Source organism: Streptosporangium sp. NPDC023825, assembly GCF_040639575.1.
Taxonomy (GTDB): Bacteria; Actinomycetota; Actinomycetes; order Streptosporangiales; family Streptosporangiaceae; genus Streptosporangium.
Window position 1 is genome coordinate 1 of the sequence record NZ_JBFAAE010000043.1, and the last position, 25,199, is coordinate 25,199.

The 25,199-nt window shown below is 69.2% G+C and carries 20 protein-coding genes; 11 read left to right on the plus strand and 9 right to left on the minus strand.

What is annotated here, in order from left to right; all coding sequences use genetic code 11:
- The 4 genes from AB0G15_RS29605 to AB0G15_RS29620 form a co-directional block, all read right to left on the minus strand.
- Nucleotides 1-189 (minus strand): ATP-binding cassette domain-containing protein (locus AB0G15_RS29605; RefSeq protein WP_362846056.1); only part of this gene is annotated, 189 nt, incomplete at its 3' end.
- Between the two features lie 17 nt (nt 190-206).
- Nucleotides 207-1,388, minus strand: a complete 1,182-nt coding sequence (locus AB0G15_RS29610) for an ROK family protein (RefSeq protein WP_362846058.1) — start codon at nt 1,386-1,388, stop codon at nt 207-209.
- Between the two features lie 131 nt (nt 1,389-1,519).
- Nucleotides 1,520-5,047: a ThuA domain-containing protein gene (locus AB0G15_RS29615; RefSeq protein ID WP_362846060.1), complete on the minus strand. Its 3,528-nt coding sequence runs from the start codon at nt 5,045-5,047 to the stop codon at nt 1,520-1,522.
- Between the two features lie 512 nt (nt 5,048-5,559).
- Nucleotides 5,560-6,456: an SDR family oxidoreductase gene (locus AB0G15_RS29620; protein WP_362846062.1), complete on the minus strand. Its 897-nt coding sequence runs from the start codon at nt 6,454-6,456 to the stop codon at nt 5,560-5,562.
- A 338-nt stretch (nt 6,457-6,794) separates the two neighbouring features.
- Here AB0G15_RS29620 and AB0G15_RS29625 point away from each other — a divergent pair, with 338 nt between their 5' ends.
- Nucleotides 6,795-7,853 (plus strand): dihydrodipicolinate reductase, encoded by a 1,059-nt coding sequence (locus tag AB0G15_RS29625; RefSeq protein WP_362846064.1) that lies wholly within the window; start codon nt 6,795-6,797, stop codon nt 7,851-7,853.
- Between the two features lie 380 nt (nt 7,854-8,233).
- On the opposite strand, the gene AB0G15_RS29630 is transcribed toward AB0G15_RS29625, so the two are convergent.
- The 3 genes from AB0G15_RS29630 to AB0G15_RS29640 form a co-directional block, all read right to left on the minus strand.
- The gene (locus AB0G15_RS29630; RefSeq protein ID WP_362846066.1) at nt 8,234-8,740 is read right to left on the minus strand and encodes a flavin reductase family protein; all 507 of its coding nucleotides are present in this window, start codon (nt 8,738-8,740) and stop codon (nt 8,234-8,236) included.
- Between the two features lie 119 nt (nt 8,741-8,859).
- Nucleotides 8,860-9,381, minus strand: coding sequence for an NADPH-dependent FMN reductase (locus tag AB0G15_RS29635; RefSeq protein ID WP_362846068.1), 522 nt, complete (start codon nt 9,379-9,381; stop codon nt 8,860-8,862).
- Complete coding sequence (locus AB0G15_RS29640) at nt 9,378-10,160, minus strand: ABC transporter ATP-binding protein (protein ID WP_362846070.1); 783 nt, start codon at nt 10,158-10,160, stop codon at nt 9,378-9,380. Before AB0G15_RS29640 ends, AB0G15_RS29635 begins: the two co-directional genes overlap by 4 nt.
- Before the next feature lie 318 nt (nt 10,161-10,478).
- Between AB0G15_RS29640 and AB0G15_RS29645 the strand changes: the two genes are divergently transcribed.
- The 9 genes from AB0G15_RS29645 (at nt 10,479) to AB0G15_RS29685 (ending at nt 21,452) form a co-directional block, all read left to right on the plus strand.
- Nucleotides 10,479-11,372, plus strand: coding sequence for a glutathione S-transferase C-terminal domain-containing protein (locus AB0G15_RS29645; protein ID WP_362846072.1), 894 nt, complete (start codon nt 10,479-10,481; stop codon nt 11,370-11,372).
- 288 nt (nt 11,373-11,660) lie between these two features.
- The gene (locus AB0G15_RS29650; RefSeq protein WP_362846074.1) at nt 11,661-14,201 is read left to right on the plus strand and encodes a glycoside hydrolase family 9 protein; all 2,541 of its coding nucleotides are present in this window, start codon (nt 11,661-11,663) and stop codon (nt 14,199-14,201) included.
- Nucleotides 14,202-14,315: 114 nt separating this feature from the next.
- Nucleotides 14,316-14,681, plus strand: a complete 366-nt coding sequence (locus AB0G15_RS29655) for a type II toxin-antitoxin system RelE/ParE family toxin (protein ID WP_362846076.1) — start codon at nt 14,316-14,318, stop codon at nt 14,679-14,681.
- A 7-nt stretch (nt 14,682-14,688) separates the two neighbouring features.
- Nucleotides 14,689-14,967, plus strand: coding sequence for a helix-turn-helix transcriptional regulator (locus tag AB0G15_RS29660; RefSeq protein ID WP_362846078.1), 279 nt, complete (start codon nt 14,689-14,691; stop codon nt 14,965-14,967).
- Nucleotides 14,968-15,013: 46 nt separating this feature from the next.
- Nucleotides 15,014-15,679 carry a phenylalanine--tRNA ligase beta subunit-related protein gene (locus tag AB0G15_RS29665; protein ID WP_362846080.1) on the plus strand — a complete coding sequence of 222 codons (666 nt, stop codon included), beginning with the start codon at nt 15,014-15,016 and terminating at the stop codon, nt 15,677-15,679.
- Between the two features lie 193 nt (nt 15,680-15,872).
- Complete coding sequence (locus tag AB0G15_RS29670; protein WP_362846082.1) at nt 15,873-19,574, plus strand: multifunctional oxoglutarate decarboxylase/oxoglutarate dehydrogenase thiamine pyrophosphate-binding subunit/dihydrolipoyllysine-residue succinyltransferase subunit; 3,702 nt, start codon at nt 15,873-15,875, stop codon at nt 19,572-19,574.
- Nucleotides 19,575-19,721: 147 nt separating this feature from the next.
- Complete coding sequence (locus tag AB0G15_RS29675) at nt 19,722-19,898, plus strand: DUF6104 family protein (protein WP_329094229.1); 177 nt, start codon at nt 19,722-19,724, stop codon at nt 19,896-19,898.
- 70 nt (nt 19,899-19,968) lie between these two features.
- Nucleotides 19,969-20,766, plus strand: coding sequence for a DUF4097 family beta strand repeat-containing protein (locus tag AB0G15_RS29680; RefSeq protein WP_362846085.1), 798 nt, complete (start codon nt 19,969-19,971; stop codon nt 20,764-20,766).
- Nucleotides 20,763-21,452: a helix-turn-helix transcriptional regulator gene (locus AB0G15_RS29685; RefSeq protein ID WP_362697810.1), complete on the plus strand. Its 690-nt coding sequence runs from the start codon at nt 20,763-20,765 to the stop codon at nt 21,450-21,452. The genes AB0G15_RS29680 and AB0G15_RS29685 overlap by 4 nt, the downstream gene beginning before the upstream one ends.
- Nucleotides 21,453-21,485: 33 nt before the next feature.
- Here AB0G15_RS29685 and AB0G15_RS29690 read toward each other — a convergent pair whose 3' ends face one another.
- Nucleotides 21,486-22,448 (minus strand): zinc-binding dehydrogenase, encoded by a 963-nt coding sequence (locus AB0G15_RS29690; protein ID WP_362846087.1) that lies wholly within the window; start codon nt 22,446-22,448, stop codon nt 21,486-21,488.
- Between the two features lie 157 nt (nt 22,449-22,605).
- Entirely contained in the window at nt 22,606-23,577 is a 972-nt protein-coding gene (locus AB0G15_RS29695; protein ID WP_362846089.1) for a hypothetical protein, read from the minus strand.
- Nucleotides 23,578-24,039: 462 nt separating this feature from the next.
- Between AB0G15_RS29695 and AB0G15_RS29700 the strand changes: the two genes are divergently transcribed.
- Nucleotides 24,040-25,155 (plus strand): serine protease, encoded by a 1,116-nt coding sequence (locus AB0G15_RS29700; protein ID WP_362846091.1) that lies wholly within the window; start codon nt 24,040-24,042, stop codon nt 25,153-25,155.
- The last annotated feature ends 44 nt before the right edge of the window (nt 25,156-25,199 follow it).

Consider the following 25,199-nt stretch of genomic DNA (forward strand, 5'->3'; position numbering starts at 1 on the left):
CGTCCCCTCGTCGGGCTGGTGAGCGCCCGCCAGGGTCTTGATCAGGGTGGACTTCCCGGCACCGTTCTGGCCGAGCAGACAGTGCACCTCTCCGGGCAGCACTTCCAGGTCGACGCCGTCGAGGGCGCGCACTCCCGGGAACTGCTTGACGATCCCGCGCATGAGGAGCAGGGGGTTGGCTTCTGACATGGGGCCTCGCTGGTTCATCATGGGGCCGAGAGGACGTGGTCGCTGCTGAGCCTGGCCGCGCCGACCACGCCGGCGTCGGGTCCGAGCTCCGAGAGCACGATGGGCAGGTTGCCGGTCGCCAGGGGCAGCGACCGGCGGTAGACGACACTTCTGATCTCCGCCAGGAGGACGTGACCCAGCTGGGCCACACCTCCCGCGATGATCACGAGGCCGGGGTTGAAGAAGCTGACGAGCCCGGCCAGCACCGTGCCGACCCTGCGCCCGCCGTCGCGGATGAGCCGTACCGCCTCGGCGTCGCCCATCTCGGCGGCCTTGGCGACGTCCTCGGCGGTGAGGGTGCCCGTCAGGTCGAGGCGCCGGCTCAGGTAGGCCGAGCGCCCGGCGATGGCGGTGGCCTCCCTGGCGAGGGCGGTCCCGCCGAAGTAGGCCTCCAGGCAGCCGACGTTGCCGCAGGCGCAGATCGGGCCCTGGTCGTCGACGCGGATGTGGCCGATGTCGCCGGCGCTGCCGGAGACACCCCGGTAGATCTTGCCGTCCACCACGATGCCGCAGCCGATGCCGGTGCCGATCTTGACGAGCAGGAAGTCGTCCACCTGCCTGGCCAGCCCCGAGTGGAGCTCGCCGAGGGCCATGATGTTGACGTCGTTGTCGACCACGGCGGGGCAGCCGAGGGCCTGGCCGACCGCCTCCCTGACGGGAAAGCGGTCCCAGCCGGGCATGATCGGGGGCGCCACCGGCACCCCCTCGCGGAAGCTGACCGGCCCGGGGAGGCCGATCCCCGCGCCGTACAGCTGGGTGAACAGGTTCTGCTCGCCCAGCTTGGCGATCATCCCCATGGCCTGGTCGAGCACGGCCGCCGGGCCGTCGCGCACGTCGCACCGCTCGCTCAGGTGGCCGAGGATCTCCATCTCGCCGTCGGTGACGGCCACGTCGATGGAGGTCGCGCCGATGTCGATCCCGGCGAAGCGGAGATCTCCGGAGATCCGCACCAGGCCGGACCTGCGCCCGCCGCGCGAGGCCGCCAGCCCGGCCTGCTCGGCCAGGCGCAGCTCGACGAGCCGGTCGAGTTCCAGGTTGAGCCGGGAGCGCGACAGGGCGGTCACGTCGCCGAGTTCGGCGCGCGACCGCGCCCCCTCGCGCAGCAGTCGGAGCAACGCGGCCTGGTACGCGTTCTCCGGCCGGACGACGGTCCGCTTCACTACACCCTCCCTGTTCCGAGTAGGTGTGCAGAAGCTAACCCTCTTTAGACCGGTTTGTGAATCACTTTTACCTAACAGTTCGCCGACTTTTGCCTCAATCGGCAAAAGTCGGCGAACTTGACCATGCTCGGTCAGCTAATCCGGGTGAGCCTCCACTGCTGGTTGGTGGCGGTCCCGCAGGTGGCCTGGGTCAGTTGCGTGCCGTTGGCCGTCGAGGCGCCGGGCACCTCGAGGCAGAGGTTGCTGGCGGCCGAGGCGATCCTGTAGGTGCCGTTGGAGTTGGCGGTGAACTTCCACTGCTGGTTGGCGGCGTTGTGGCAGGTCCACTGGATGATCAGCCCACCCGGTGAGGTGGAGCCGCCGTTCACGTCCAGGCACTTGCTGCTCTGGACTCCGGTGAGGGTGAAGGCGCCGCCGGCCGCCGCGCCGAACCTCCACCGCTGGTTGTTGCCCGTGCCGGCCGTCCACTGGACCACCCTGGCCCCGTCGGCCGTGGACTGAGCCTCGACGTCGGCCGCCTTGGAGCTGTGCGCGGCGACCAGGGTGTAGACGCCGCCGGCCACCGGCCCGGTCGGTCCTCCTGTCGTGTTCAGGGTGAAGGAGTCGAGGTCGAACTGGTTCGTCGCGGAGGGCTTGAACACCAGGAACAGCGGGTGGCTGCCGGACAGCGCCGTCACGGATGTGGCGGCCGTCTGCTGGTAGGTGTCCCAGCCTCCGGTGCTCGGCACGGTCGTGGTGGACAGCAGCTGCCCGGTGGGCGAGTCCGCGCGCAGCTCGATGGTGCCGCCGCCCGACGGCGAGGACAGCCGGTAGGAGACCGACGTGATCCCCTGGACGCTCATCGGCGAGAAGGAGATCCAGTCGTTGCTGGAGATGTCCCCGACGCGCTTGCCGGCCTGCGCGCCGGCCTGGTCGATGACCCGGACCCCGGAGGAGCCGGTGAAGTACTCGGCCTGCTTCTGGCGGGGCTGCAGGATCAGGTTGGCGGTGTTGGACAGGCCGCCCGCGTCGGTGTAGGTCGCGGTCAGCACGTAGAAGGTGTTGGCGTCGGCGTCGTGTCCGGAGTTCGTGGTCACGACGGTCCCCGAGCACCCGGTGAACTGGCCCGTGTCATGGCTGTGGGTGTCGTGGCCCAGCGCCGTGACCACCCTGACCTTGGAGCAGTCGATCGTGCCGTCCTCGGGGTCGGTGACGGTCACCGTGTACGGGACCGAGTCGCCGAAGTTGATCGTCGTGCCGTCGGGCGGCGAGCCGAACCGCACGACCGGCGCGGTGTTGCCGACCGTGATGGGCACCGTCGCCGAGCCGCTCTTGCCCGACGGGTCGGTGATCGTGAGCTTGGCGGTGTAGGTGCCGTTGGAGGTGTAGGTGAACGAGGGGTTCGCCGCGGTGGAGTCGGTCGAGCCGTTGCTGGTGAAGTCCCACGCGTAGGTGAAGGCGTCGCCGTCGGGGTCGGAGGAACCGGCCGAGGAGAACTGGACGGTGAGCGGGGCCTGGCCGGAGGTGGGCGTCCCGCCCGCCTTGGCGATCGGGGAGCGCGAGCCGCCGTTGATGTAGTCGATGCGGTAGACGCCGTCGTCGGGGTTGGTGCCGCCGTAGCCGACGCCCCACTCGATCAGGTACATCGCGCCGTCGGGGCCGAACTTCATGTCCAGCGGCGACCTGAACCCGAGGTTGGACAGGAAGCGGTTGGTCTTCAGGACGTTGCCGCTGCCGTCCAGCCGCATCTCCATCAGGTAGTTGCGGCTCCACTCGTAGAAGAACGGGGTGTCGTCGAAGTACGCGGGGAACTTCGTCTCCGAGGGGTTGGCCGCGTCGTAGTGGTAGAACGGGCCGCCCATCGGGGCCGCGCCGCCGCCGTTGCCCATCTCCGGCCACTCGTTCACGAGGTGGTAGTTGTACCAGACGTTGGCGGGCTTGACCGCGGGCAGGTTCGTCATGCCCGTGTTGTTGGGCGAGGTGTTCACCGGCGCCGAGCAGTTGAACTTCGCCCCCGAGGTGGAGGTGGAGAAGTTGTAGTCGTTGTACGGGATGTTGTTGCCCACGCAGTACGGCCAGCCGTAGAAGCCGGGCGACTTGATCAGGTTCCACTCCACGGTGCCCTCGGGCCCGCGGTTGGCGTTGGCCGATCCCGCGTCGGGGCCGTAGTCGGCCGCCGAGATCCAGCCGGTCTCGGAGTCCACCGAGAACCGGAACGGGTTACGGAAGCCCATGGCGTAGATCTCCGGGCGGGTCTGCGCGGTGCCCTGCGCGAACATGTTGCCCGAGGGGATCGTGTAGGTGCCGTTGGTCTCGGGGTGGATCCGCAGGATCTTGCCGCGCAGGTCGTTGGTGTTGGCGCTGGTCTTCTGCGCGTCGAAGTTGGCGCGGCCCGAACGCTCGTCGATCGGCGTGTACCCGTCGGAGGCGAAGGGGTTGATGTCGTCGCCGACGCCGATGTAGAGGTTCCCGCCGGGCCCGAAGGTGAGATACCCGCCGGTGTGCCCCGGCTCGTCGACCCTGGTGGCCGGGATGCTGAGAAGCTTCTTCTCGCTGGACAGGTCGAGGCTGTCACCGGCGCTGTTGAGGGTGAACCGGGAGACCTGGTTGATCGCCGCGGAACCGGTGGGCGAGTAGTTGAGGTAGACCCAGCGGTTGGTCGCGAAGTTCGGGTCCAGGGCGATGCCGATCAGCCCGTCCTCACCGCCGGTGTAGACGCTCAGCGTGCCGGCGGTCACGATCTGGCCGTTGCTCTTGCGGACCAGCATGAGCTTGCCGGAGCGGGCGATGTAGTAGACGTCGCCGTTGGGGGCGATGTCCAGGCCCATCGGCTGGTCGGGCGCGCCGTCGAGCGTCACCTTCTGGTACCGGTTCCACACGGTGCCGCCGCAGTCGCCCGCGGCGTTGCCGGCCGCCCACTTGACGCCGCCGAGCACGTGCTGGCGGAAGTTGGCCTCGCTGTAGGAGGCGCTCTCGTGGCCCATCGCGGTCGCCCACACGCGCCCGCCCTCGGTGGTGCGGCACCAGGAGATCGGGTGGTCGGGGCCCATCTTGTTGTTGCCGGCGTTGTAGGTGCTCTCGTCGGCGGCGACCAGGACGTGGACGTCGCCGCGCATGTTCTTGCTGAAGTTGTACCACTCCTCGGTACGGACCCAGCGGTCGGGCAGACCCACGGTGGAGGGGTGCTTCTTGTCCAGGACCTTGGCGGTGCCCTGCAGGATGGCCGAGTGCGCGGTCATGTGCGCGCCGCCCTGGATGAGCTGGTCCCACCAGGGGAACTGGGTCTCGATGTCCATGTCGGTGGTGTTGTGGATCGCCACGATCCCACCGCCGTTGTTGACGAACTTCTGGGTGGCCTGACGCTGGGCGTCGTTGTCCCAGACCATGCCGGAGTTCTGCAGCATGATGATCGCGTCGAAGGTGGCCAGGTTCGCGTCGTTGAACACGGTCGAGTTCGCGGACTGGACGACCTCGAAGTCGTTGGCGGCGGCGAGCTGCTGGACCATCGTGATGCCGGAGGCGATCGAGGCGTGCACGTAGCCGGCGGCCTCGGTGAACAGCAGCACCCGGAAGGCGGCCGCCTTCGCGGTTCCCGCGTTCGCCGGTGACAGCGTCGACCCGGAGAACACGGATAACAAGAGCAGGATCGGGACCATTAAGGCGGTGATCTGGCGGCGCATGGAATCTCCTGGGGGGACAAGGACATGCGAAACTAACCGGGCGGCCTGGGTCGGCGGACCGGTGGTGATAACCCGGGGAGCGAGCGGGCCAGTGGTGGTGCGGGGAAGAGGATGCGCGAATCGGCGTTGACATCTGGACGAGTAGCAGTAAATCCCGAAATCTGCCGGTTTCTGGCTTATTTCTTCCTTATTTCAGGATGGTAAGGACCGGTTCTGTCCACCGTCAAGCAAAAGATTGGTCGGGTCAAGCAGAACCTCCGGCCCCCGCCCCGCGAAAGCGGACCCCGTCCGCACGGACCCCCTGCCCGCCCCACCGGGGTATTCACCTGACTCCCGTATCCCCGCCGCCTCTCTCGGACCGTTCCACGACCGCTGGAAGGCCGCCGGAAATCGCTGGAAATCCCATGAAACGACCAAAAGGGCGCTCTCGAAACGAGAGCGCCCTCGAACGTCCGGCCGGGGGCCGGCCCGCCGTCGCGGCCACGGCGGTCACCCCGGCCGGTGCCCGGCCGTCAGAGCATGGCCTTCATCGAGGCGGTCGCCTGCCGGCCGAGGGTGGTCGGGGTCAGGTACGGCTGCTCGGCGAGGATCGCCTCCCAGTTGTCCCGGATGTCCTCCACCGTGTGGTCGTCCTGCCGCCAGCCGGGCCCCTCGGCCACGAACACCCGGGCGATCCGGCCGCCGCCGACACTGAACACCTCGCCGCTGGTCTCGCAGGCCTCGTGCGCCAGGAAGGTCACCAGGGCGCTGACCCGCTCCGCGGTGAATTTGGCCTCGAACTCGGCGGGCAGGATCTCCTCGGTCATCCGGGTCCAGGCGATCGGCGCGATCGCGTTGGCCTTGATCCCGGCCCTGGCGCCCTCGATGCCGAGCGTCTTGGTGAGGCCGACCAGGCCCATCTTGGCGGTGGAGTAGTTGGCCTGGCCGAAGTTGCCGAACAGCCCGGCGGGCGAGGAGGTGTTGATGATCCGGCCGTAGCCCTGCTCCTTGAGGTACGGGAACGCCGCCCGGCTGACCAGGAACGAGCCGCGGACGTGGACGGCGAGGACCTGGTCGAACTCCTCGACGCTGATCTTGCCGAAGGACTTGTCCCGCAGGATGCCGGCGTTGTTGACGACGATGTCCAGCCGCCCGTAGGTGTCGATCGCGGTCCGCACGATCGCCTGGGCCCCCTCGGGGGTCGCGACGTCGTCGGTGCTGGCGGTCGCCTCCCCGCCGTTCTTCCTGATCGTCTCGACCACCTCGGCGGCCGGGCCCGCGGAGGCGCCGGTGCCGTCCAGTGCCCCGCCCAGGTCGTTGACCACGACCTTGGCGCCGCGCTCGGCGAGCGACAGCGCGTGCGAGCGGCCGAGTCCGTGCCCGGCGCCGGTGATGACCGCGACCCTGCCGTCAAACCGCAGCTCTGACATCCGCAACCCTCCCACGAGAACATAATTCTAGTCGTCTGAACAATAGCTCGCCCGGCCCTCGTGATGCCATGGGGATCCTCGGGACGTCACCTGCGAAATCGCCAGGACGATGTCCGCCAAACCGTGACGAGCCGCCGACGGGACCTTCCCGGCGCCGGACCGGCCCCGGAAAGAAAGGCGCGGAGTGGTAACCAAAAACGTGTGGGATCATTGCGGATAGTAAGCACGCGTGTTAATTTCTGCTAAAGTTTTTGCCCCACACGGGCGAGGGTCAACGACGACACCCCTCACTTTTTCCTTGTACGGCCCCGCCCAATATTTTGGGCTGGAGGCCCTGTATGTCCTTATCGCCGCCCCTGCGCGTGGTCCAGTGGGCCACGGGCGCCGTCGGCAGATACTCCCTGCGCAGCGTGATCACCCGGCCGGAGTTCGAGCTGGCCGGAGTCCTGGTCTACGACCCGGACAAGGTAGGACAGGACGCGGGGACCCTCGTGGGGCTCCCCGAGGCCGGTGTCACCTGCACCGACGACGTCGAGGAGATCCTCGCCACGGAGGCCGACTGCGTGCTGCACATGCCGCTGCCGGCGTCCTACTTCGGCGGGGAGTATCCGAGCGACGTGGAGACCATCTGCGCACTGCTCGCCGCCGGCAAGAACGTCATCACCACCACCGGGTTCGTGTATCCCAAGTGCTACGGCCCGGGAGTGGTGGAGCGCCTGGAGGCCGCCTGCCGCGCGGGGGGCACGTCCCTGCACGGCACCGGCGTCAACCCCGGTTTCATGAGCGACATCCTGCCGCTCACGCTGACCGGCCTGTCCAGCCGCGTCGACCACATCTACGTCCGGGAGTCGTCCGACTTCCGGGGGCACCCGTCCCGGCAGATCGTGGTGGACCTGTTCGGCTTCACGCGTTCGGCCAAGGACTACGTCGCCGCCGTACGCCCCTTCCGCGCCTTCCAGCGCTCGCTGTTCGCCGAGAGCGTCCAGTTCGTGGCCGACAACCTCGGCGTGGCCCTCGACGAGGTCGAGGAGAGCGACGAGTTCGAGCTCGCGTCCGAGGAGTTCGAGATCAGCGCGGGACTGGTCAGGGCGGGCACCGTGTGCGCGTCCCGCTGGATGTTCAGCGGGCTGGTCCGCGGCCGTCCCTTCATGACCGTGGAGTGCGTCTACAAGGCCGACGCCACCCAGGTGGAACGCTGGGCCGATCCGGGCTTCAGCGTCCACATCGAGGGCGTGCCCCAGCTGATGCTCACCGTGGGTGAGATCTCGCACGGTCTGGCCGGTGCCGCCGCCCACGCCGTGAACTCCGTCGCCGCCCTCTGCGCCGCCCCGCCGGGCATCCGCACCGCGGTGGAGCTCCCCCTGGCCACCGGCCGGGGCACCGTCCGCCTCGCCTGAGGATCCTCCTCGGCCCCCCTCCGAGGCATCCCGCGCGTGGACACTTAGGCCCCCGTCCGAGGCATCCCGTGCGTGGACACCCCACGGCTCCGCCCCCGCGGGCGGGCCGGACGAGCCGCATGATGAGCCCGGACACGACAGGGAGAAGCTTCATTCACGACAAGTAGCATTTTCAATGCCATAAGTGAGAAATTGCGCCATTCGGCATTTTATTCAACAAACGGATCCGCAGGCTTCCGGGCGTGGGCCGATGCGCCGGCCGCCCGCGACACCCACGGTTCCCGCGCGGGCCGCGGCACCCGCGAGGAACGTTCCGGCACGGACGTTTCCCGCGAGATCGGCCGGAGGGTTCCCGCAGGGCCAGGAGGGATCGAGAGGGATCAGGGGTGCGGGGTGAAGCGCCCGAAGCGGCCCTGGTGATACAGGAGCGGGCGTCCGCCGGGTTCGAGGCTGGTCTCGATCACGAGTCCGACGACCAGGACGTGGTCGCCGATGTCGACGGTGGAGTGGGGAGCGCAGACCAGGTGGGCCGAGACACCGTCCAGCAGCGGGACGCCCAGGTGGCCGGGGGTCCAGGAGGTGGGGGCGGCGAAGCGGTCGACGCCCTTCCTGGCGAAGCGCGAGGCCACCTCGGCCTGGTCGCTGGCCAGCACGTTCACCGCGAAGTGGTCCGCCTGCCTGAGCCAGGGCCAGGTGGTCGAGGACTGGTCCACGTAGAAGGAGACCAGCGGGGGTGTGAGGCTGACGGATGAGAACGAGGTCGCCGTGAGGCCGACCGGCATGCCCTCGACCTGGGCGGTGACGACGACGACTCCCGCCGCGTGGACGGCCAGCGCCTGCCGGAAACGCTCCGCGTCGACTGCCCTGCCGGACAGTGTCTCGGTCATGCCGCCTCGCTTAGGACTGTGTGGGTTACTGTGAAGATGATCCACTTCGTCACTTTTTCCCCTTTAAGGAACAAAAGGACACTACTCAAAACCCGTAGGGGTCTCTATCTCTTCCCGCGTCACGCGGGAGCCCTTTTCCCGAGTGCCGCGATCACCTGCGGGCCGACCCGGTCGGCCCAGGGGCCGAGGGCGGCGTCGAGGTCGGGAATCTGCGACTCCTGCAGCGCGAGGCCCGGGGTGGGCACCGTCGCCCCCAGCTCCACCAGCAGCGGGCGGAAATGGACCTCCACCGCCAGCGAGTGCCCGGCGTCCCCCATCACCAGCAGCGGCAGCGCGACGGCCGAGGCGAGCGCGCCGCCCGGCAGCCGGTCGAGGAACACCTTGAGCAGGCCGGTGTACGTGGCCTTGTAGGTCGGGCTCGCCACCACCAGCACGTCGGCTCCGGCCACCAGTTCCAGCGCGGCCCTCACCTCCGGCGCCGTCTCCGGGGCGAGCAGCAGCGGGGCCAGGGCCGCCAGGTCGACGACCTCGGGAGCCTCTGCGTCCCCGATCCGCCGGGCGACGGCCTCCGCCGCCCGGACGGCCACCCCGTGGGTGCGCGATCCGGGCCGCGGGTTTCCCACCACGGTCACGATGCTCATGAGGCCACCGGCGCTTTCTGGTCGACGTCGGAACGGAGAAGTTTCCACACCTCGTGGCGGTACTCCCCGAAGCGGGAACCGTCCCTCGGGTCCCCCTCGCGAGAACCGAGATCCACCTCGACGGTCCGCCCGATCCGGCCGGGCCGGGACGTCATGACCGCGACCCTCCGGCCGAGGTAGACGGCCTCGTCGACGCTCCGGGTGGTGAACAGGATCGTCGTACCGGTCTTCTCCCAGATCCGCACCACTTCCTCCTGGAGCGACTCCCGGGTCCCGGCGTCCAGCGCGGCGAACGGCTCGTCCAGCAGCAGCACGGCCGGATCCGCGGCCAGGCTCCTGGCGATGGCCACGCGCTGGGGCATCCCGAGGGAGAGCTCGTGGGGATAACGATCACCGAACTCGCCGAGCCCCACCAGGTCCAGATACCTCCCGGCCAGCTCGGCGCGCTCCCGCCTCGTGGCGGCCCTGCCCTCCAGCGCGAACTCGATGTTGGACAGCGCCGTGCGCCAGGGGAACAACGCGTACTGCTGCAGGACGATCCCCCGGCCGAGGCCGGGGCCGTCGAGGGGGACGCCGTCCAGCAGGATCCGGCCGGTGGTCGGCGCGGCCAGCCCGGCGATCAGGTCGAGGAGGGTGGACTTGCCGCAGCCGCTCGGCCCGACCAGGGTGAGGAGCTCCCCCTCCCGTACGTCGAGGTTGACGTCGTCGAGGGCGGCGAAGGAACGGCGGGTGTCGCGGCCGGTGAACTCCTTGCCGACCCCCTGGATCCTGAGCCTCACCGGGCACCTCCCGGAAGGGCGAGGGCGGGGGTGACGGGACCGGCGGGGCAAGGGATGGGGACATGTCTGATCATGATCATGAGATGCGTCCTATGCGTCCTGTGAGGTGTGGGAGGGGACGGCGGGTGGATTCATGATCACGGACACTGTGCGCTGAACACGCGGCAGAGGTCGACGTGCGCGCACCGAGTCAGATGGATGCCCATACCGGAGAAACTACGCACCACTTCCCGGTAAGTCAATATTTCCTACTGGTTGTACATGAAATACCTCGGCGGAGCGGGCGCCCCCCGGCCGAAGGTCCCGTACCGTCGAAGCATGAAGCTGGAAAAGGAGATCTCCGGCGGCGGTCGCTTCGAGAGGCAGCCGAACCGGTTCACGACGCGGATCGAGGCGGGCGGCGAGCACCCGCCGGAGCCCGGCCGCTACCAGATCTACGCCTCCTACGCCTGCCCGTGGGCGCACCGCTCGCTCATCGTCCGCGAGCTGCTGGGCCTGCGGGAGGTGGTCGGGGTGACGATCGTCGACCCGATCAGGGACGAGAAGGGCTGGCGGATCCCCGGGGGCGACCCGGTGACCGGGGTGGAGTACCTCTCCGAGCTCTACCTGGCGACCGACCCCGGCTACGAGGGCCGCTACACGGTGCCCTGCGTCTGGGACGTCACCGCCGGGCGCCTGGTCACCAACGACTACCCCCAGATCACCCTCACCCTGGAGACGGCCTTCGCGCCCTGGCACGCCGAGGGCGCCCCCGGCCTCTACCCCGAGGAGCTTCGCGAGGAGATCGACGCCCTCAACGAGGTGATCTTCCGCGGCCTCAACAACGGCGTCTACCGGGCCGGGTTCGCCCGCTCGCAGGAGGCGTACGACGAGGCGGTCACCGAGGTGTTCGCCACGCTCGACCTGCTGGAGGAGCGGCTGTCCACCCGCCGCCACCTGCACGGCGACGCGCTCACCGAGAGCGACGTACGGCTCTACCCGACGCTCGCCAGGTTCGACGCCGTCTACAACTCGCACTTCAAGTGCGCGGTGCGGCGGCTGACCGACTATCCGGTCCTGTGGGCCTACGCCCGCCGGCTGTACGCCGTTCCCGCGTTCCGCGACACGACCGACTTCGACCAGATCAAGCGGCACTACTTCGTGACGCAGACGAACGTCAACCCGAGCGGGATCGTGCCCCGGGGGCCGGAGATCGACTGGACCGCCCCCTGAGACGAACTCCGCGCCGTGCTTTCCGGGACGGACTCCACTCCCTGGTTCCCGGGACGGACTCCGCCCCTTGAGACGAACTCGGAGAGTGCGTGAAAGTTTCATCCGACAAATCGGTCATTGACCCGGTGGGCGAGTGGTCGGGGAGAGCGGCCGGTTGACGGTGGGCGAAACGCGCTGGAAACATCGGGCACCCAGGTTGTGGGAGCGCTCCCACTTGGATTCCTCCGACCGGGATCCTCGGACCCAAGCTCCCGCAACCTGGCACCTCCCCCGCCCAAAGGACCTCCCGTGATCAGACCACCTGCCTGGCTCGCCCTCGCCACGGCCGCCGCCCTGGTGACCCTGACCCCGCTGCCCGCCGCCGCGGACGGCCCGGAACAGATCGTCAACGGCACCTTCGACACCGGCACGGCTCCCTGGTGGAGTACCGGCAACACCGCGCTGGAGGTCGAGGACGGCCGCCTGTGCGCCGACATCCCCGGCGGCACCGCCAACCCCTGGGACGTCATCATCGGCCAGAACGACATCCCCCTGGTCAAGGACGAGACGTACGAGTTCTCCTTCTTCGGGATCGCGACGCCCGGCCGGGTGGCCAAGGCCCTCGTCCAGCTGCCGGTGGACCCCTACACGCAGTACCTGTCGGCCAACCCCGAGCTGAGCGTGTCCGGTAACGACTACCGCTACACCTTCACCTCGCCCGTGGACCTGCCGGGCGCGCAGGTGGCGTTCCAGCTCGGGGGCAGCGCCACCCCGTGGAGGTTCTGCGTGGACAACGTCTCCCTCAAGGGCGGGGCCGAACCCGACGTCTACGAACCGGACACCGGGCCCCGCGTCCGGGTGAACATGGTCGGCTACCTGCCCGCGGGGCCGAAGAACGCCACCCTCGTCACCGAGGGGACGGAGCCGGTCGCCTGGAAGCTCAGGCGTGGCGGTGAGGGTGGGGAGGTCGTCGCCGAGGGCGACACCGTCCCGCGCGGCGTCGACGGGAGCTCCGGCCAGAACGTGCACTCGATCGACTTCGGCGCGGTCACCGCCCCCGGCACCGGCTACACGCTGGAGGCCGACGGCGAGACCAGCCGCCCCTTCGACATCGGCGCGGACGTCTACGGCGAGCTCAGGACCGACGCGCTGAAGTTCTACTACACCCAGCGCAGCGGCATCCCGATCCTCGACGAGCTCCGCCCGGGCTACGGAAGGCCCGCCGGCCACGTCGGGGTCGCCCCCAACCGGGGCGACGTCGAGGTGCCCTGCCAGCCGGGCGTCTGCGACTACACGCTGAACGTCAAGGGCGGCTGGTACGACGCGGGCGACCACGGCAAGTACGTCGTCAACGGTGGCATCTCCGTTCACCAGCTGATGTCCGCCTTCGAGCGCGCCAAGGCCGACGGCGTCCACAAGGACGGCGACCTCGACATCCCCGAGAGCGGCAACGGGGTGCCCGACATCCTCGACGAGGCCCGCTGGGAACAGGAGTTCCTGCTCAGCATGCAGGTCCCCGAGGGCAAGCCGTACGAGGGGATGGCCCACCACAAGATCCACGACGCCGCGTGGACCGGCCTGCCCCTGCTGCCCCACCTGGACCCCCAGCCACGCGAGCTGCACCCGGTCTCCACCGCCGCCACCCTCAACCTGGCCGCCACCGCGGCCCAGGCGGCCCGCCTCTTCGCCCCGTACGACGCCGCGTTCGCCGCGCGCAACCTCGCGGCGGCCAAGAAGGCGTGGGCGGCCGCGAAGGCGAATCCCGCGCGGTACGCGGACCCGGCGGACGGTGTGGGCGGTGGCGCCTACAACGACGACAACGTGACCGACGAGTTCTACTGGGCCGCCGCCGAGCTCTATCTCGCCACCGGCGAGAAGGAGTTCAAGGACTACGTGCTCGCCTCGCCGCACCACACCGGCGACATCTGGCGCGAGCGCGGCTTCGACTGGGGCAACACCGCCCAGCTCGGCCGCCTGCAGCTGGCCTCCGTGCCCAGCGCGCTCCCCGACCGGGCGCGGGTGCGCCAATCCGTCCTGGAAGGTGCGGACAAGTATCTCGCCGTCCAGAAGGCCCACCCGTACGGCGTTCCGTACAACCCGCCGGACTATGACTGGGGCTCCAACAACCTGGTGCTCAACAACATGGTCGTGATGGCCGTCGCCCACGACCTGAGCGGCGAGGCGAAATACCGCGACGGGGTGCTGGAGGGGCTCGACTACATCTTCGGGCGCAACGCCCTCAACCAGTCGTACGTGACCGGCTACGGCGAGGTCGCCTCGAAGAACCAGCACAGCCGCTGGTACGCCCACCAGCTCGACCCGTCCCTGCCCAACCCGCCGCGCGGCACCCTGGCCGGAGGCCCCAACTCCGCCATCCAGGACCCGGTGGCCCAGGCCAAGCTCCAGGGCTGCAAGCCCCAGTTCTGCTACATCGACGACATCGAGTCGTGGGCCACCAACGAGCTGACGATCAACTGGAACTCCCCGCTCTCCTGGATCGCCTCCTATCTCGACACCCCCGCCGCCGCCCCCGGCCCGTGCAAGGTCGCCTACACCAACCACGGCCAGTGGACCGGGGGGTTCACCACCCAGGTCACCCTCACCAACACCGGCACCAAGGCGATCGACGGCTGGACCCTCAGCTGGTCCTTCCTCGGCGGCCAGTCCGTCCAGAGGCACTGGAGCGCGGACCTCGGCCAGGACGGCGCGACCGTGACGGCCAGGAACCTCTCCTGGAACAAGACCATCAAGCCCGGCGGCTCGGTCACCTTCGGCTTCCTCGGCGCCGACGCCCCCGGACCCAACCCCCGGCCGGAACGTTTCCTCCTCAACGGCACCCTCTGCACGTGACCGGCGCGGCTTGACCCCGTACGTCCACAATCGGAGGCGCGAGCCGGTGACCTGCGGTTACCGATCTCAGCGTACTGCGGACTATATAATCGATGACATATGGCCTCACGGAGCGTGAGGCCATATGTCATCGAGATCGAGTCTGAGATCCGATCTTGGCTTGAGTCGCTGTCCGAGCGCGACTACGTGAAGGTCGAAGCCTTGGCCGATCTCCTCTCCGAACAGGCCGAGACGCTCGACGAGCCGTACTCCAAGCACCTTGGCGGCAAAGTGCGTGAGCTGCGCCTCTCGCTCACGCGCCGTCAGGTCAGGATCACCTACTGGCTCGCTCCCCGCCGACGCGTCGTCCTTCTCACCGTCTTCACCAAGACACGCCGCAAGGAGACCGGTCAGGTTGAACGCGCTCGTCGAGCACAGGTCGAATGTGAGAATCTTCATGTGGTCGCCTCGGAGGTCTACGACCGCGTCTGGAAGGACTGAGTGGGGCATGGCTCACAGCACGTGGGAGCGGACGGGCGCCGAGCGCCGGGCCGACGCCTACCAGGAGGCCCGCGAGGCATTGCTTCTGGGGCAGCAGGTCTACAACCGCCGGACGGAACTCGGCCTCTCGCAAGCCGAGTTGGCCGAGCGGGCCGGGATGACCCAACCGCAGGTGTCCCGCCTGGAAACAGGGGGGGTCACCCCGACGCTGGCACTGCTCCGGCGCCTGGCGAAAGCGCTGGACGCCGACTTGAACGTCACCTTCACCCCCCACGCGGCCGCCTGACGCCGCTCCCGGGGGACGAGGGCGGCGGGCGCCCTAAACTGGGGCCGTGATCGAGGACATCCGGGTGGACCCCGCCGTCAGCACGCTCAGGCCGGACTTCGGGGTGCTGCTGATGGAGGTGTACGGGCTGCGCAACGGGCCCACCGACGACAGGTCGCGGGCCTGGCTGGCGGAGGCGGCGGAGAAGGCCGTGGCGGTCGACGACCCGAGGATCGAGGCGTGGCGGGAGGCCTACCGGGGGTTCGGGGCCAAGCCGCAGCGGACCAGGCCGTCGGTGGACGCGCTGGTCAGGCGGATGCCGCCGCCGGAGATCAACCGGGCGGTCGACGCCTACAACGCGATCAGCATCAGGCACGGCCTGCCGATCGGCGGGGAGGACCTGGCCCGCTACGAGGGGACGGCGAGGCTGGTGCGCGCGAGCGGCGACGAGCCGTTCGAGGTGATCGAGAAGGGCGAGCCCGCGATCGACCACCCGGAGGCCGGCGAGGTCGTCTGGCGCGACGACGTGGGCGTCACCTGCCGCCGCTGGAACTGGCGGCAGTGCGTCCGCACCCGCATCACCGAGGAGACGACGGACGCGCTGTTCCTGCTGGAACGGCTCGCCCCCCTGTCCTTGGAGGAGCTGCGCGCGGCCGGGGACGAGCTGGTCGGGCTGCTCGAAGATGTCACCCCGGGGATACGGGTGGAGTCCCGGCTGGTCTGGCCGGGCTGATCGGGCCCGCCACATCAGGCTGACCAGGGCCTGAGCGAGTAAACAGTTACCCGGTGACTGACCGTTTTAACCCTTGCTGAGAGGATCGGCAAGGAAGCTGTCGTCAGACTGGCGCAGGTCCGAGCCGAGGCGAGTAGCCTTGGACAGGTTCTCTATCATCAACGCCGATCTGCGGAAGAGGGCGATTTCCGCCGTGTCGTCTGAGTCGTCGCGGACAAACCCGCTGGCAGCCTTTGGTCAGAACGAATGGCTTGTCGACGAGCTGTACCAGAAGTACCTCCAGGACCCCGAGTCGGTCGACCGGGCCTGGTGGAACTTCTTTGCCGACTACAGCCCTGATTCGGGGTCCGGCCGTGCCGCCGCACCCCCGGGGGCGGCTGCCGCCGCGCCCGCTCCACCGACCCCCGCTGCGCCCTCGGCCACCCCGGCTGCGGCTCAGGCCACCCCGGCCCCCGCGGCGACGACCCCAGCGCCGGCGGCGGCAAAGCCCGCCCCGGCGGCCCAACCCAAGCAGGAGACGCAGTTGCCCGCCGCCGCCGGTGCCGAGGAAGTCCGACTACGCGGCGCCGCCGCCAGGACCGCGGCCAACATGGAGGCCAGCCTCGTCGTGCCGACGGCGACCAGCGTGCGCGCGGTCCCGGCGAAGCTGCTCATCGACAACCGGATCGTGATCAACAACCACCTGTCGCGCGGTCGCGGCGGCAAGGTGTCGTTCACGCATCTCATCGGCTACGCCGTGATCAAGGCCCTCAAGGTCCTGCCGGAGATGAACCACTCCTACGCCGAGGTCGACGGCAAGCCGGTGCTGGTCAAGCCCGAGCACGTCAACCTGGGCCTGGCCATCGACGTCGCCAAGAGCGACGGCACCCGCCAGCTCCTGGTCCCGTCGATCAAGGCGACCGAGGGGATGGACTTCCGCCAGTTCTGGGTCGCGTACGAAGAGGTCGTGCGCAAGGCCAGGGCGGGCAAGCTGGGAGTCGACGACTTCAGCGGCACGACGATCTCGCTGACCAACCCGGGCACCATCGGCACCGTGCACTCGGTGCCGCGCCTGATGCCGGGACAGGGCACGATCATCGGCGTCGGCGCGATGGAGTACCCCGCCGAGTACCAGGGGGCCTCCCCCGACACGCTCTCCCGCCTCGCGGTGAGCAAGGTGATGACGATCACCAGCACCTACGACCACCGCATCATCCAGGGCGCCCAGTCGGGTGACTTCCTGCGGCAGGTCCACCGGCTGCTGCTCGGCGAGGACGGCTTCTACGACGAGATCTTCGAGGCCCTCCGGATCCCGTACGAGCCGATCCGCTGGGTCCAGGACATCTCCACCACCCACGACGACGACGTGGCGAAGTCGGCCCGCGTCATCGAGCTGATCCACGCCTTCCGGGTCCGCGGCCACCTCATGGCCGACACCGACCCGCTGGAGTACAAGCAGCGCAAGCACCCCGACCTCGACATCAAGTCGCACGGCCTCACCCTGTGGGACCTGGAGCGCGAGTTCGCCACCGGCGGCTTCGGCGGCCGGCCCCTGATGAAGCTGCGCGACATCCTCGGCGTGCTGCGTGACTCCTACTGCCGCACCATCGGCGTCGAGTACATGCACATGCAGAACCCCGAGGAGCGGGCCTGGATCCAGGCGCGCATCGAGCGGCCGCACGCCAAGCCCGACCGCGAGGAGCAGCTGCGCGTCCTGGAGCGGCTGAACACCGCCGAGGCGTTCGAGACGTTCCTGCAGACGAAGTTCGTCGGGCAGAAGCGCTTCTCGCTGGAGGGCGGCGAGTCGCTGATCCCGCTGCTCGACTCGGTGCTGAGCTCCGCGGCCGAGGAGCGGCTCGACGAGGCCGTGGTCGGCATGGCCCACCGCGGCCGCCTCAACGTGCTGGCCAACATCGTCGGCAAGTCGTACGGGCAGATCTTCGGCGAGTTCGAGGGCAACATCGACCCGCGCAGCGCCCACGGCTCCGGCGACGTGAAGTACCACCTGGGCGCCAGCGGCGACTTCGTCTCGCCCGACGGCTCCAAGCTCAAGACCTCGGTCGTGGCCAACCCCTCCCACCTGGAGACGGTCGACCCGGTCCTGGAGGGTGTGGTCCGCGCCAAGCAGGACCTCCTGGAGCGCGGCGAGGAGGGCTTCACCGTCCTGCCGGTGCTCGTGCACGGCGACGCGGCCTTCGCGGGCCAGGGCGTGGTGGCCGAGACGCTCAACCTGTCGCAGCTGCGGGGTTACCGCACCGGCGGCACCGTGCACATCGTGGTCAACAACCAGGTCGGCTTCACCACCAGCCCGGCCAGCTCGCGCTCCAGCGTGTACGCCACCGACGTGGCCCGGATGATCCAGGCCCCGATCTTCCACGTCAACGGGGACGACCCCGAGGCCGTGGTCCGGGTCGGCAGGCTGGCGTTCGAGTACCGCCAGGCGTTCCGCAAGGACGTGGTGATCGACCTCATCTGCTACCGGCGCCGGGGGCACAACGAGTCCGACAACCCGGGCTTCACCCAGCCGCTGATGTACGACCTGATCGACGCCAAGCGCTCCACCCGCAAGCTCTACACCGAGGCGCTGATCGGCCGGGGCGACATCACGGTGGAGGAGGCCGAGGGCGCGCTTCGCGACTACCAGGCCAAGCTGGAGAACGCCTTCGCCGAGACCCGCGCGGCGGCCAAGGACCCGACGGGCGAGTTCTCCCGGCCGGTGGACATGGAGACCGTCCCCTGGTCGCACGAGGACGTCAAGACGGCCGTCTCCGAGGAGACCGTCAAGCGGATCGTGGAGACCCAGCTCAACATGCCCGAGGGCTTCACCGTCCACCCGCGCCTGCTGCCGGTGCTGCAGCGCCGCGGGCAGATGGTCGCCGAGGACCGCATCGACTGGGGCATGGGCGAGACCCTGGCCTTCGGGTCGCTGCTGATCGACGGCCACCCGGTCCGCCTCGTCGGCCAGGACTCGCGGCGCGGCACGTTCACCCAGCGGCACGCCGTGCTGGTCGACCGCGTCACGGGCGAGGAGCACACCCCGCTCAAGACGTTCAACCAGGGCACCACGAAGTTCTACGTCTACGACTCCCTGCTGAGCGAGTACGCCGCGCTCGGCTTCGAGTACGGCTACAGCGTGGAGCGGCCCGAGGCGCTGGTCGCCTGGGAGGCGCAGTTCGGCGACTTCGTCAACGGCGCCCAGTCGATCATCGACGAGTACCTCACGTCGGGCGAGCAGAAGTGGGGCCAGCGCTCCGGCGTCACCCTGCTGCTGCCGCACGGCTACGAGGGGCAGGGGCCCGACCACTCCTCGGCCCGCATCGAGCGCTTCCTGCAGATGTGCGCCCAGGACAACATGACCGTGGCGCAGCCCACGCTGCCGGCCAACTACTTCCACCTGCTGCGCTGGCAGACGCTGTCGAACCGGCACCGCCCGCTGGTGGTGTTCACGCCCAAGTCGCTGCTGCGGCACAAGGCGGCGATCTCGGCGGTCAGCGACTTCACCTCGGGGTCGTTCCAGCCGGTGCTGGGCGACATCACGGCTCCCCCGGCCGGCGTCCGCAAGGTCGTGCTGGTCTCCGGCAAGCTCTACTACGACCTGGCGGCGGCCCGCGACAAGCAGGGCCGCAACGACGTGGCGATCGTCCGCCTCGAGCGGCTCTACCCGTTCCCCGCCGATCCGCTGGAGGCCGAGCTGAGCCGCTACTCCGCCGACATCGAGCTGGTGTGGGCGCAGGACGAGCCGCTCAACATGGGTCCGTGGCCGTTCCTGGCGCTCAAGATGGCCGAGAACCCTGGGGTCTTCGGCGGGCGTTCGATCAAGCGGGTCTCCCGCAAGGCCAACTCCTCGCCGGCGACCGGCTCGCACTCCACCCACGATGCGGAGCTGCAGCAGATGCTGGGCGAGATCTTCAACTAGGCGACCGGCCTCGGCCGGTCCGCGCAGGCGTCACCACGGAAGTCCCCCGCAGGAGCCTCTGCGGGGGACTTCCCCGTTTGCCGCGAGCGTCGTCACGACATCGCGGGCACGACCACAGCGTCGTCGGCGTTATCAAGGGAGAACGCGATGTACTTCACCGACCGGGGCATCGAGGAGCTCGTCGCCCGCCGGGGCGAGGAGGAGGTCACCGTCGTGTGGCTGGCCGAGCGGCTGCGCGAGTTCGTCGACCTGAACCCCGACTTCGAGACGCCGGTGGAACGGCTGGCCACCTGGCTGGCCCGGCTGGACGACGAGGACGACTGAGAAAAACGCGATATATCTTGACCCTCCGGCTAACGCGACATATCGTGTTCAGGACAAGGAGGTCATACACATGCGGCAATGGACGATCGACAAGCCGGAGCAGCTCACCTTCGACTCCGTCAGGAAACTCAACGTGCGCATCGTGGCGGGGAAGCTGGCGGTGCTGGCCAGCGACGGCCCTCCCAGGCTCGAGGTCACCGAGGTCGACGACCCCCCTCTGCTCGTCACCCACGACGACGACGGCACGCTCACCGTCACCTACAAGGACCTCACCTGGGACGGCCTGCTGGGCTGGCTGCGCCCCGGCCGCCGCCGGGCCACGCTGGCGCTGACCGTGCCGAAGGACTGCCCGATCAACGTGGGGGTCGTCTCCGCGTCCGCGGTCGTCGCCGGGTTCGAGGGCCGCACCTCGGTCAGGAGCGTCTCGGGCGGGATCGTGCTCGACGGGGTGAGCGGCGAGATCAACGCCGACACCGCCTCCGGCGACGTGGAGAGCCGCGGTCTGGTGGGCGACCTGTCGTTCAAGAGCGTCTCCGGCGATCTCACCGTCGCCCAGGGCACGCCCCGGCGGTTGAGCGTCACCACCGTGTCCGGCCGGATCACCGCCGACCTGGAGCTCCCGCCGACCGGCCACGTCACGATGAACAGCGTCTCCGGCGACATCGTGCTGCGGCTCCCGCACACGGTCCAGACCGATGTCAAGTTCCGTTCCACCTCCGGCAGGCTCGACGCCGCCTTCCCCGAACTCGACCACTCCGCCCAGCCCGGCGCGAAGACGCTGGGCGGCCGGATCGGCGGCGGCATGGCGTCCTTGACGGCCAACACCATTTCCGCCGACGTCACTCTTCTGAAGGGAGCCCAGGCATGAGCCCGGTCTTCGGCCACGGAAGGCTCCGGCTCTATCTCCTGAAGCTGCTGGAGGAGAGCCCGCGCCACGGCTACGAGGTGATCCGGCTGCTCCAGGATCGCTTCCTCGGCGTCTACTCCCCGTCCCCCGGCACGATCTACCCGCGCCTGGCCCGCCTGGAGGAGGAGGGCCTGGTCACCCACGAGGTGGTGGACGGCAAGAAGGTCTTCACCATCAGCGACCGGGGCCGCGAGGAGCTCAACGAGCGGCTCGACGAGCTCGCCGACCTGGAGCAGGAGATCTCCGACTCCGTCCGCGACATCGCCCGCGAGGTCAAGGAGGACGTGCGCGACACGGTCAAGTCGCTGCGCGAGGAGCTCACCCAGATGGCGCGCGAGGTGCGCCAGAGCCCCGAGCAGGACCCGCGCAGGGCCTGGCGCGAGCAGAAGACGGAGTGGCAGCGCCAGAAGCGCGAGTGGCAGCGCCAGACCGGCGAGTGGAAGGACGAGTGGAAGCGCGTCTGGGCCGACGGCTTCACCGGCGAGGGATCACGCGCCGGAGACGCCCGGCTCGGGCAGATGCTGGCCGAGTTCGTCGAGGAGGTCCGCAGGGACGCGGCGGCCGCGCAGGTCAGCGAGGAGACCCTGGCGACCGCCCAGGACGCCCTGTACGACGCGGCCCGCCGCATCCGCGACGCGCTCCGGTGATTCCGGCGACGCCTCGTAAGGCGCCCGCCGGGCTCATCCCGGCAGGGTGAAGACGACCTTTCCGAAGAGCTCACCCTCGTGCATGGCCGCGAAGCCCTCGCGGGCCTCGGCCAGCGGGAGGGAGCGGTCGATCAGCGGGCGAGTGCCGGTCTGCTCCAGGAAGCGGGTCAGCCTGCCCAGCTGGTCGCGGGTGCCCATGGTGGAGCCGATCACCGACAGCTGCAGGAAGAAGACGCGGTTCAGGTCGGCCGGCGGGACGGCACCGCTGGTCGCGCCGGAGATCACGATCCGGCCGCCGGGGCGCAGCGCCTTCAGCGAGTGCCCCCAGGTGGCCTGACCGACGGTCTCCATCACCGCGTCGACCCGCTCGGGCAGCCGGGCACCGCTCTCGAAGACCTGGTCGGCGCCCAGTTCCAGGGCCCGCGCCCGCTTCTTCTCCGAGCGGCTGGTCGCCCAGACCCGGTATCCCCCGGCCCTGCCCAGCAGGATCAGCGCGGTGGCCACGCCCCCGCCCGCCCCCTGGACCAGCACGGTCGAGCCCGGCTCGAGCCCGGCCTTGTCGAACAGCATGCGGTAGGCGGTCAGCCAGGCCGTCGGCAGGCAGGCGGCCTCCTCGAAGCTGAGCGCGGCGGGCTTGGGCACGAGGTTGCGACGGGGCACGACGACCCGCTCGGCGAAGGTGCCGTCGTGTTTCTCCGAGAGCAGCGAGCGCTTCGGGTCGAGCGTCTCGTCGGCACCGCTGCCGATCACCGAGTGCACGACGACCTCGTTCCCGTCCTCGTCGAGTCCGGCGGCGTCGGTGCCGAGCACCATCGGGAGCTGCTCCTGGCGAAGGCCCGTCCCCCGCAGGCTGAACAGGTCGTGGTGGTTGAGCGAGGCGGCCCTCACCGTGACGGTGGTCCACCCGTCGGGGACCTCGGGTTCCGGGCGCTCACCGAGCGTGAGTCCGGCGAGGGGGTTGTCGGGATCGATCCGCGTGGCGGTTACAGCGAACATGGCCGCACCCTACGCCGTCCGCGCGACGATCACCGCGAACGGGGTCGCGCCTCACGCCCTCCGCGCGGCGAACGGGGCCGCATCCCACGCTCTCCACGCGGCGAGCAGGGCCGCGCCTCACGCCCCCCACGCGGCGATCACGGTGGACGGGCCGCCGCTACGTCGTCCGCCTGACGGTTATGCCCGCCATGGTCCTCTCGACGTGTCCCCGCTCTCCCGAGGCCGCGACGTACACGCCGTCCTGGCAGGTCTCCGCGGAGAAGCGGCGCCGCTGCTCGATGACGGAGAGCTCGATCGACGCGACGTCGCAGCCCGGCACCGGAGCCAGCACCAGCAGCGTCTCCCTGGCCCCGCCGAACCACAGCTGCGGTCCCAGCGGCTCACCGTCAAGGATCTCCCCCTGCGTGGCCAGCCGCACCGGGGGTGTGGCGTCGAGCACGAGGTAGCCGCCCTTGGTCACCTTGCCGCGCAGGTTGCGCGCCCAGAGCATGCGCTGCTCGAAGGGCATGCCGTCCTTGAGATCGCGCAGCGCCACGAACCACGGGTCGAACGCGAACAGCAGCACCTCGCCCTCGGCGGGGCTCATCGGAGGCCAGAGGGTGACCCGCTTGGTCAGTTTTCTGATCATCGGCTGTCCCTGGGCGACCCCCGCCGGGCCTCCCGACGGCACGGTCAGCTGCCGGTGCGGGCCGGTGCCGCCGTCGAGCCGGCCCGACATCGCGGGCCGGACCCCCAGTCCGGCCAGGTCCAGCTCCGCCGGGTAGCCCACCTCCGCCGCCGAGCCGTCGGGGAAGACCACGTCGAGGATCTCCCGGCCGCCCTTCTGGCGAAATCCCGGGTGGAGCACGTTCGGGACCTGCTCCGCGACGGTTCCCGCCCGGGTGGGCCCCGGCGGCGGGAACGACGGCGAGATCGTGTCCGGCCGCTCCCTGCCCGTCGTCAGGTTCCATGCCACGAGCGCCACCAGCGCGGCGACGCCGATCCAGAGCCACGGCCCCTTCCGGGAGCTCACCTCGATGATGTCGTGCTGACCACCGGCCACGTCTTCGGCCGCCTCCCGGCAGAAGGTACGGTTCTCGGCCCCATCTTCGGGGTCCGGCGGTCTCGGCGTCCGCGTCAGTACCGTCACGAATCAGAATCGATGCCCCGGGGAGGGGGCGCCTTCACATCGCGACGTCCGCGTCGCGGCGCCTCGATCCCTGCACCCGGGTCCCGGCTGCCCGCACCCGTGACCGCCTCGTGGAAAACGACCATGGGGCGCCGTGGAACAGCGTCGAGAACGTCATCGCACCCGACACTCCACCCGGCATTCCAAAGGTGTCGGAGTTGCTCGAGGAACCCTCGGTAATCGCTGTTACCAGTGATGACGGCGATGCCTCTGAGATCGCACCACAACCGCGATGAGCTGCGGAAATGCCTATTCGTTAAGCTATAACAAATAGCTATTTAAATAACAAGACAGCATCGGATGGAACCGTCTCAGACTTTTTCCCGTCAATTCCTGCCCGCCGCTCGATCCAGTCAGTAACGTTCCGATCGTTTTCCCGGCGAGGAGAAGTCCCGTCTCCGCGCTGAGAACGAAAGGAGCTTCATGAATTCCCGAGCACGGCGCCTCACGATCCCCCTCACCGGCGTTCTCATGATCGCCGGAGTGATCGGCGCCACCACCGGTGCCAACGCCGGTACGGCCCCCAAGGACGTGGTCAGTTCCCAGGCCTCGGAGACGGCCGGCCAGGCCACCTCCTTCTGGTCGCCCGAGCGGATGCGCAAGGCCACGGACGCCACCGGCGACCTCGACCTGAGCGTCAAGGGCGGCAAGGCCTCCAGCGCGGCGGGCCCCGACGGCCCCGGCGGGTCGGTCCCGCCGATCGGCGCGGAGGGCACCAAGTCCTCCAAGAGCAAGCAGGTGAACCTGCCCAACACCGTCGGGCGCGTCTTCTTCACCCTGCCCGGCGCCAACCCGTCGGACCCGAAGAGCTGGAAGTACTGCTCCGGCAGTTCGGTCCAGGGCAAGTACCGCAACGTGGTCGCCACCTCCGCGCACTGCGTCTACGACGTGAAGACCAACCAGTTCTACGACAACTGGATCTTCATCCCGTCCTACTGGGACGGCAACCAGGCGTGGGACGGCAAGAACCCCTACGGCATCTACGCGGCCAAGTGGTTCAACGCGCACGACGACTTCGTGGTGAAGGAGGACTACGACTACGACTACGCCTTCGTCAACGTCCACTCCGGGTTCAAGGTGAGCTGGGAGAAGGACAAGGACAACAAGTGGAAGCCGGTCATCAAGAACGTCGGCCGTCTCGGCGACAACGTCGGCGGCCAGGGCTTCGCCTGGAACCAGAAGGTCAAGAACACGGTCTTCTCCTTCGGCTACCCGGCCGGCCTGCACCCCGACGGCGACAAGCCCTTCTCCGGCCGCACGATGAAGTGGTGCTACGGCAAGACCGGCGCCATGCCGGCCGCGCCGAAGTACAACGTCCAGGAGCACATCGGCTTCAAGTGCGCCTTCACCTCGGGCGCGAGCGGCGGCCCCTGGCTCTACAAGTACAAGAGCTCCAGCCGGACCGGCTACCTGATCGGCGTCAACAGCATCGCCTGGGACACCGACAAGAACGACCGGTACGACAAGATCTCCTCGCCGTACTTCAACGGCGACACCTACAAGGTCTACAAGGCCGCGGCCAACCGCTGGACCAGCTGACCCGCGCCACGGGCCGGCCGTAAGGCCATTCGGCCGGCCACGGC